The sequence below is a fragment of the Chryseobacterium mucoviscidosis genome, assembly GCF_002177115.1.
GTDB lineage: Bacteria > Bacteroidota > Bacteroidia > Flavobacteriales > Weeksellaceae > Chryseobacterium > Chryseobacterium mucoviscidosis.
The window spans coordinates 52,333-59,434 of the sequence record NZ_MVAG01000074.1 but is presented as its reverse complement, the minus strand read 5'-3'; the positions used below and the strand labels follow the sequence as shown (position 1 = coordinate 59,434).

Below are 7,102 nucleotides of genomic sequence, written 5' to 3'. Positions count from 1 at the left end.
TCTTCTTTTTCTTCAAATTTCACAATATCAAAATAATCCACTAAGTATGGTGGAAGCAAAAACTTTAGTAATTCTTGATCGTTTAGCATTATACAAAGATAAAACTACTTAACATTCCTCCCCAACTTTTGAGACTGATCCATTTTCACCCATTGATAAAGATGTTGATTTTACTAAAAAAGCATTCTCTTTTTTATTATTACTTCTAAAAAATTCATTAATAATATTCCACTCTTTTCTCTTAAAGGTTTTAAGGTTTACCAGAATTGATTCAATCCGTAAGAATGATATTTCATTGATCTTCACGCAATAGTATGTCTTCTCATGAGTTTTAAAGTTTTTGTGAATACAATGAAATAGATACACGTCCTTTTCAAACGAAACTACTGATGTGATAATATCGTCATACCAATCAATTATATGTAAATTAGTAATGGTCATTTGTTTTAGTTTAGCTTTTAACTCTTACATTATGTTTTGCTCCGCAGAATTATGAATTTAGATGTTCTGAAATCCTTTGATATAAAACAAAGCCCCATAAAAATGATAACCAACCTTTATCATTAAGCATTTTTTATCATTTCCAATATAAACAACTTTATCCTGAAAAATGTAAAATAAATCTTTTCTAACGTTCAGTCTGCATTGATCAATTTTCATTTCTAATAATTCCTGTTGTAAATTTTTACCTATATTTTCAATTCCATACTGATAGAAATTTTTATTGGAATGGTGTTCTAAACTTCTGATGTTTTCAGTTTGTATTTTTGAAATAGTCACGCATAGCCTTCGTTCCAAATAGAAATTATAAACAAACGAAATCACAAGCAAAAGAATGAATAAAAACAAAATTTTATTTTTCATTTAAATTTCATCTAAAATAATGGTTATTAAACAGGTAAAGATAACAAAAACAGATGTTCAAAAAATTAACCAAAAATTATTTCAATTTTACTTTCATAATTCAAAAAAAGTTTATACATTTGCAACCACAAAAAACAAGGTAATTCTTGTTAAAAAGATGACCTCAATCGGGGCGTAGCGTAGTCCGGTCATCGCGCCTGGTTTGGGACCAGGAGGTCGCAGGTTCGAATCCTGCCGCCCCGACAATTTTAGGGTGCGTAGCTCAGCTGGATAGAGCATCTGCCTTCTAAGCAGACGGTCAAAGGTTCGAATCCTTTCGCGCTCACTTAAGCCTCATAGCTTTGTTATGAGGTTTTTTGTTTATATTAGTTTTCATGTGTTGCTGCTATATCGGGATCAAGCGCAAAACTTGGGGGCTATGCAAAAAGTTTAGTTAATCTGAATAGAAAGAAAGTTCTGTCTTTTACTCCCCGCAGCTGCATTCTGAAGTTTTTTATTTTGGCATTAAAAGATTCCGCAGCGGCATTGGTGCTTCTTTGATGAAAATAGCTTAAAATATCCCTGTAATGATTTATTATTGTTTTTCTTAAGGTAGAAAAAGATTTAAAATCTGCTTCTTCCACCTCTTTGAACCAATGTGCCAGTTTAGTCATCGCCAATGATTTTGGAATATTCTGATTATAAATCTTTCGCAGTCCATCGGTCAATTGATATGCTTTCTCCAGATCGGGATACTGAGCAAAAAGAATAGCAGCTCTTTGTTTTTGGGAAAGTGTCCATTTTTCACGGCTTTTATAAAGCAAATACCGGCTTCTTGCTAAAAGCTGTTTGCGTGAATCACCGTTTTCAAATATTTCTGTACCTGAGTTTTTTTCATGCTCCAGTCCTTGCGTTGCCGTATTTTCCATTTCAATAGCATCCCAACGATGTCTGATCCTAATTTCCTGAAGGGCTTCTGTAGCCAGCTTCTGAACATGAAAGCGGTCAATTACCGGTGTTGCACCAGGGAAGCAGCGTTGGGCAATACGCTTCATGGAACCCGCCATATCCAAAGTAATTTCATTTACCTTCATCCGAAGTTTTCTGCTGATTTTTAAAAGATGTGTGATGACAAAATCACTCCGGGTACCTTTTATGATGGCAACAATGCTTCCTTTCCAGCCTCGTGCAGTCTTGGAGGTAAGCACCGTGTAGAGTTCTCCGTCAGAGAGTGCCACTTCATCTAAGGATAAAGATGATGAGAGATTTTCAGGGTAAATGATCCAGTCTTCTGCGTGTCGTTTCTGTTCCCAGCTATGATACTCGCTGAGTTTATTCTTGTATTGCCTCTGAAAGGTCTTGCCTTTGATCCCGAAAAAATCTGCTATGACTTTTAGGGGAAGAGCTTTAGTGTCGGCTAATTTTTTTTAAGAAGCCTGCTAAATCCTTTGTCATGCGTGCTCCTTTCGCTACCAACTACCAGTCTCTTTGAAGGATTTCACCAGAGGATTTATCAGTCCATCTTCTTCTTTTCACATGAAGTTTTACGATTTTACCCCCGTGATGGATAATCATCTATAATGATTTCAGGTAAAAAGCCCTTCGATTCCAACTGTCTTTCTTTAAATTCATGAGGAATACTGCTTTTTTCTTCAAAATAAAGATGAAGTTCTGCATCATGAGTTTCTGCTTTGAGGATATCAAAGTGTTCAACTAAAAATTCAGGAAGTAACAATTTAAGAAGTTCTTGTTCGCTTAGCATTATACAAAGATAAAACTACTTAAAATTCCTCCCCAAGTTTTGAGACTGATCCATATTATGTCGGACATTCCTGTGAAATTTTACAGGAAAGATTAAGGAAACATTTATCGGATCATAATGGCTTTACTTCGATAGCTAAAGACTGGATGGTTGTCTATTCAGAAAGTTTTGATTCTAAAATTGAAGCTTATAAAAGAGAAAGGGAAATAAAGTCATGGAAAAGCAGTTCCAAAATCCAAAAGCTAATTGAGAGTTCAGCCGGATAGAGCATCCCGATTGTAATCGGGACGGTCAAAGGTTCGAATCCTTTCGCGCTCACTTAAAAAAACTCACAACTTTTGTTGTGAGTTTTTTGTTTATAATAACCCAAAGATATTACCCTCTTTCCTTTTTTAGATATTCAATAAACTTTGAAGGAGGAATCCCCATTTTTTCGATAAAAATTCTGCTGAAAACGGTGTGAGAAGAAAATCCGCATTCTTCTGCAAGATAGCTGATCTTATAGTTCAGATATTCGGGATTCTGTTTTAACTTCATAACAATATAGTCGATTCTTACCTGGTTCAGATAGCTATTAAAATTGCTTTGTTTATGCTTTTTAATAATGGATGAAAGATAATTCGTGTTCGTTCCTATCTGCGCAGAAAGGACGCTTAAAGACATCGAAGGGGATAAAAACTGTTTCTTTTGTTCAAACTTATTCAGTTTATCCAGAATTTCGTTTTCTTTTTCATCAGAAAGATTATTTTTATTAGACTTGGTATTGTTTTCATCTTTTATCGGGGCTGGAATTTGCTTTTCTAAATGCGCATTAATTTCCATAAATCTTTTTTTATATTTTTTCAGCGTAAAAAAACGATGGACTAAATAAGCAGTAAGCAATCCTAACACTAAAACAGCTATCCATAGATAGCTCATAAAGCTTTTTGTATGGTTCAATTCATATTCAAGAGGTTGTATTTGGTCTAAATTATAGAGTTTGGCAATGAAATCTGCCTTTGAATTGTAATCAAACTTTTGATTTGCCTTCTCATAAAGCCGGGAATATTTAAGATATGCTTTTTCATCTCCCATTTTATCAGTTGCCTGCATTGCGATTTTATAAAGTTCAAGCTCGTAGTTGATAAATCCAAAACTTATTTGTTTTGATTTAAGTGCCTGTTCACAGTAAGCCAATGAGGTTTCATATTTTTTTTTGAGAAGATAAGCCTGTGCTAAATAGTACGAGTCGTAAAAAACTGTTACTTTGTCATCTCTAAATTCATTTAAATCTTTATTTGCCTTTTCAATAGCATCATCGAGATTTCCCGATAAAATAGCGTAATGAATTTCACTATCACGTACTCCTTCGCTATCCAAATCACTTAAAGACAAAGGTAAACTTTTGATTTTTTTTAGATAAAAAGCTGCAGAATCTAATTTTTTCTGCAGCAGATAGGCGTCAACAATACTGTTATATTTTTCCCGCTTAGCACGATTTATTTCTAAAAAGATTTCAGGCGCGATTTTTTTTTGATTAGCCAGATAATCATCCAAATCTTTTACTGCTTTTATGTAGCCTTTTATTTTCTTGTCAAAATCACCTATTACTCCATACACCAAACCTTCATCACCTCCAAAAATCAATTCCTGAATGTTAGACTTATCTTTGGATTCGTACATTCTCTTTTTTTTCAGGCAGAACAATGCCAAATCATTGTTATTTTGAAGAGCATATATTAACGCTATCATATTCAAATTGTTGGCATACATTGTAAAATCCTCTTCTTTTTGTGCGTAAAAATTAGAAATTTTTATAAACTGTAGTGATTTATCGAAGTTATTCATTATTTCCAGATAATACTTTTCTCCACAGATTCTATAATATTTCATTTTATCTTTGTCGGACAAATTTCTTTTTGCCATCTCATCACAATAGATTTTAGGATTTTTTTCAGAATAAGATTTTCTGATGAGATCACCCAAAGAATATTTTTGTAAAGAATCTGCATTCTTCTGAATACTTTTTTGTCCCGCTATGGCACACACAGGAATACAGTATAGAAATAATATGAATATTTTTTTACGGAAGAAGCTTTTCATCATTCTTAGGTTTATACAAAAATAACATTTCAGTTGTATAGTATGCTTATTTTCTCTGATTTAAAATACTGATATGATATGTTTTATCAATATTCTTTTTAAATTATATCAAACATAAATAAAAAGCACCTCAAATTAATCTGAGGTGCAAATCAAAATTATTTCTAAAAAACGAGGCTGTCTAAAATTAAATATTGACTTTTTGCCTTTCTGACATCAACGAAAATAAAACGATTAAGATACTTTCCAACATTTTATTTCGCGGAATAATATTTTTAAAAACAACCCGTTTATTGTTATCGAAATTTGTTCAGAATTTAAAAAACATTCTTTTCCCAAATTTCGCTCTTAGATATAGGATGAAATCCATAATCTTTTCTGATTAATTAGTAAAGATCTTATATTAATTATTGTAATTATCCGACACCCAATACGTTCCGTTACTTGTAATGGTAACTTTATTAAGATTCGCTCCCCAAGCTATCTGATAGTTGGTAACTGCCGGTAATCCGTAAGCAAACTGTCCGCTGTTGGCTGTATTATAAATCGGATAATTTGTCCAGATATAAGTATATGCTCCGGAAGGATAATTCGCTTCATAAGAATTGTTGTAAATTTTCAGTTGTCTTCCTTTACATGTAGCAGGATCCGGCAAGATGAAATTAGCTGCTGCATTGATTCCTAAAGGAAGCGTGTAAGGCGTTGCATTTCCTACGGAAACATTAAAACCAAGCGCATTGGTAGATTTCGCCTGCCATTCTATCAGATAATCATCAGATTTAACGATATACGGCGAGAAACCTGCCTGATTATTATTGGCATTAAATGTTCCTCCTGCACCCACAATCTTATAATCGACAAAAACAGCTCCTGATCCTGAACCTCCTACACAGTTCCATGCTGAACCATCAAACAAGGAAAGACATTTTTTGGTAGTATCATACACAATCATGCCGCGCTCTGAAGCAGATGCTCCCAAAGCATTGATTTGTGCCGAGGTAAGTCTTGTAGGTAAAAAACCTTTATCTGTAGCAGATAATTCTAAAAGCGCTTTGCTGTTTTCTGTATTTTTATCTCCGATGGTAACAGATCCGCTGTTATGGATAAAAGTACCATTGCCGGTTGAAGGCTGATTTTGAAAATAGGCAATTTTAGTATCATCCAGTCCACTGTTGTATACTGCTTCTGTACCTATTGCAATTTTTTCCACAGCTATTCCCGACTGAGCTTCTACATGAGATACTGATGATAGTGCAAATGCACCTGCAATGATAAATAATTTCTTCATTTTTTGTTTGATTTTTATTTTATTTAACGATAAACTTGGTTTGATACTGGTTTTGAGCATCCTTAATTGTAAAAATGTATAATCCCTGATTCAAAGGATTGATTCTGATTTCCTGTACTCCTCTATCGGCAATACTAATGTTTGAAAGAAGCTGAACTACATTTCCTGCTGCGTTATAAATTTTTACCTCAGCATTTTTGTAAGACTCTTTTGAAGATAGCTGGAGAATCCCCTGCTTTGCCTGTGAAGCTGCTAATTTGGTAGTTTCTGTATTTACCAAATCCTGAATATCTTTCTCTTTTCCTCTGCTTATTTTCAGAAGACCAACTTTTCCTTCAGTCGAAGATGTTTTATTACTTTGATGTAGTACTGCGGTAAACAAAATTCCATTACCGTTTTCATGCTCTTTATTCGCAGGTAATTTAAGATCCTGCAGTTTTGCAATACTTCCTGTTAAATTCGTAATGTCTTCATCGGTAAATAATTCGCAGGCAGCTTTTGTCGTGTTAAAATTGCTTATTTTTAATACTACCAAATGATCTTCATTATAATTAAAAGTATTTGCAGGATATGCTTTGTTTTCAGGATTATTGCTGTCTGTTAAAGTAAATACAAATTGTTTTCCCACATTTTTTACCGCCAGTTGTACAAAACTGTTTCCTTTATACATGGAAGTTGGTACCTTCAGATCCAGAAGATGAAATTCTTTTTTTTCATCAATTTTCGAAAGGTTAAGGATAAAAGAAACCAGCAAGGTATTTTCTTCTTTGGAAACGTTGGTGTAAATATTTTGTAAAGCTCCCAATTCCCCTATTACAAAGTGTTTTTGCGTAGTTCCATAACCCGGATATGCCATCAGGTTTTCCGCAAAAAGCCCTTCGTTTATGCTTTTAGCGATCTTGCCACTCGTTGTTTTTGTAGTGGCGTACTTTTCGTAATTTTCTGTTTTCAGTGTCTGCTGGGCAAACCCTAGTGAAGAACATACTAAAAGTACGAATACATACTTTTTGTTCATAAAAATTATTTTAAAAAAATTCTGTTTTATAATTTCTTAAAATCAAGAATGTTACATTTTTTTACAGATTATTCTGTTTCTGTTTTAAATTCAGAAAGTTTCAAAACATCAG

General features: G+C 33.5%; 7 protein-coding genes and 3 tRNA genes. 4 read left to right on the top strand and 6 right to left on the bottom strand.

Translation table 11 applies throughout. The annotated features are described in order from the left end of the window. Window positions 1-498: 498 nt before the first annotated feature. Window positions 499-864, bottom strand: coding sequence for a hypothetical protein (locus B0E34_RS03725; RefSeq protein ID WP_087706870.1), 366 nt, complete (start codon window positions 862-864; stop codon window positions 499-501). Window positions 865-1,032: 168 nt separating this feature from the next. Between B0E34_RS03725 and B0E34_RS03720 the strand changes: the two genes are divergently transcribed. After that, window positions 1,033-1,107, top strand: a tRNA-Pro gene (locus B0E34_RS03720). An 8-nt stretch (window positions 1,108-1,115) separates the two neighbouring features. Further along, window positions 1,116-1,189 (top strand) — tRNA-Arg (locus B0E34_RS03715). Between the two features lie 91 nt (window positions 1,190-1,280). On the opposite strand, the gene B0E34_RS03710 is transcribed toward B0E34_RS03715, so the two are convergent. Together B0E34_RS03710 and B0E34_RS21545 are read right to left on the bottom strand one after the other, a co-directional pair. Beyond that, window positions 1,281-2,213, bottom strand: a complete 933-nt coding sequence (locus B0E34_RS03710) for an ISAon1 family transposase (protein ID WP_228423010.1) — start codon at window positions 2,211-2,213, stop codon at window positions 1,281-1,283. Between the two features lie 182 nt (window positions 2,214-2,395). Continuing rightward, window positions 2,396-2,605, bottom strand: a complete 210-nt coding sequence (locus B0E34_RS21545; protein WP_228423009.1) for an ISAon1 family transposase N-terminal region protein — start codon at window positions 2,603-2,605, stop codon at window positions 2,396-2,398. Between the two features lie 77 nt (window positions 2,606-2,682). Between B0E34_RS21545 and B0E34_RS03700 the strand changes: the two genes are divergently transcribed. Together B0E34_RS03700 and B0E34_RS03695 are read left to right on the top strand one after the other, a co-directional pair. Beyond that, window positions 2,683-2,871, top strand: coding sequence for a GIY-YIG nuclease family protein (locus B0E34_RS03700; RefSeq protein ID WP_087706867.1), 189 nt, complete (start codon window positions 2,683-2,685; stop codon window positions 2,869-2,871). Next, window positions 2,854-2,923 (top strand) — tRNA-Thr (locus B0E34_RS03695). Before B0E34_RS03700 ends, B0E34_RS03695 begins: the two co-directional genes overlap by 18 nt. A 57-nt stretch (window positions 2,924-2,980) precedes the next feature. On the opposite strand, the gene B0E34_RS03690 is transcribed toward B0E34_RS03695, so the two are convergent. From B0E34_RS03690 to B0E34_RS03680, 3 genes are all read right to left on the bottom strand, one after another. Next, a complete protein-coding gene (locus B0E34_RS03690) occupies window positions 2,981-4,690 on the bottom strand; it encodes a helix-turn-helix transcriptional regulator (protein ID WP_087706864.1) in 1,710 nt (569 codons plus the stop codon). A gap of 400 nt (window positions 4,691-5,090) precedes the next feature. Further along, window positions 5,091-5,975: a phage tail-like protein gene (locus B0E34_RS03685; protein ID WP_123956529.1), complete on the bottom strand. Its 885-nt coding sequence runs from the start codon at window positions 5,973-5,975 to the stop codon at window positions 5,091-5,093. A gap of 19 nt (window positions 5,976-5,994) precedes the next feature. Beyond that, entirely contained in the window at window positions 5,995-6,990 is a 996-nt protein-coding gene (locus B0E34_RS03680; protein WP_087706860.1) for a T9SS type A sorting domain-containing protein, read from the bottom strand. Between the last annotated feature and the right edge of the window lie 112 nt (window positions 6,991-7,102).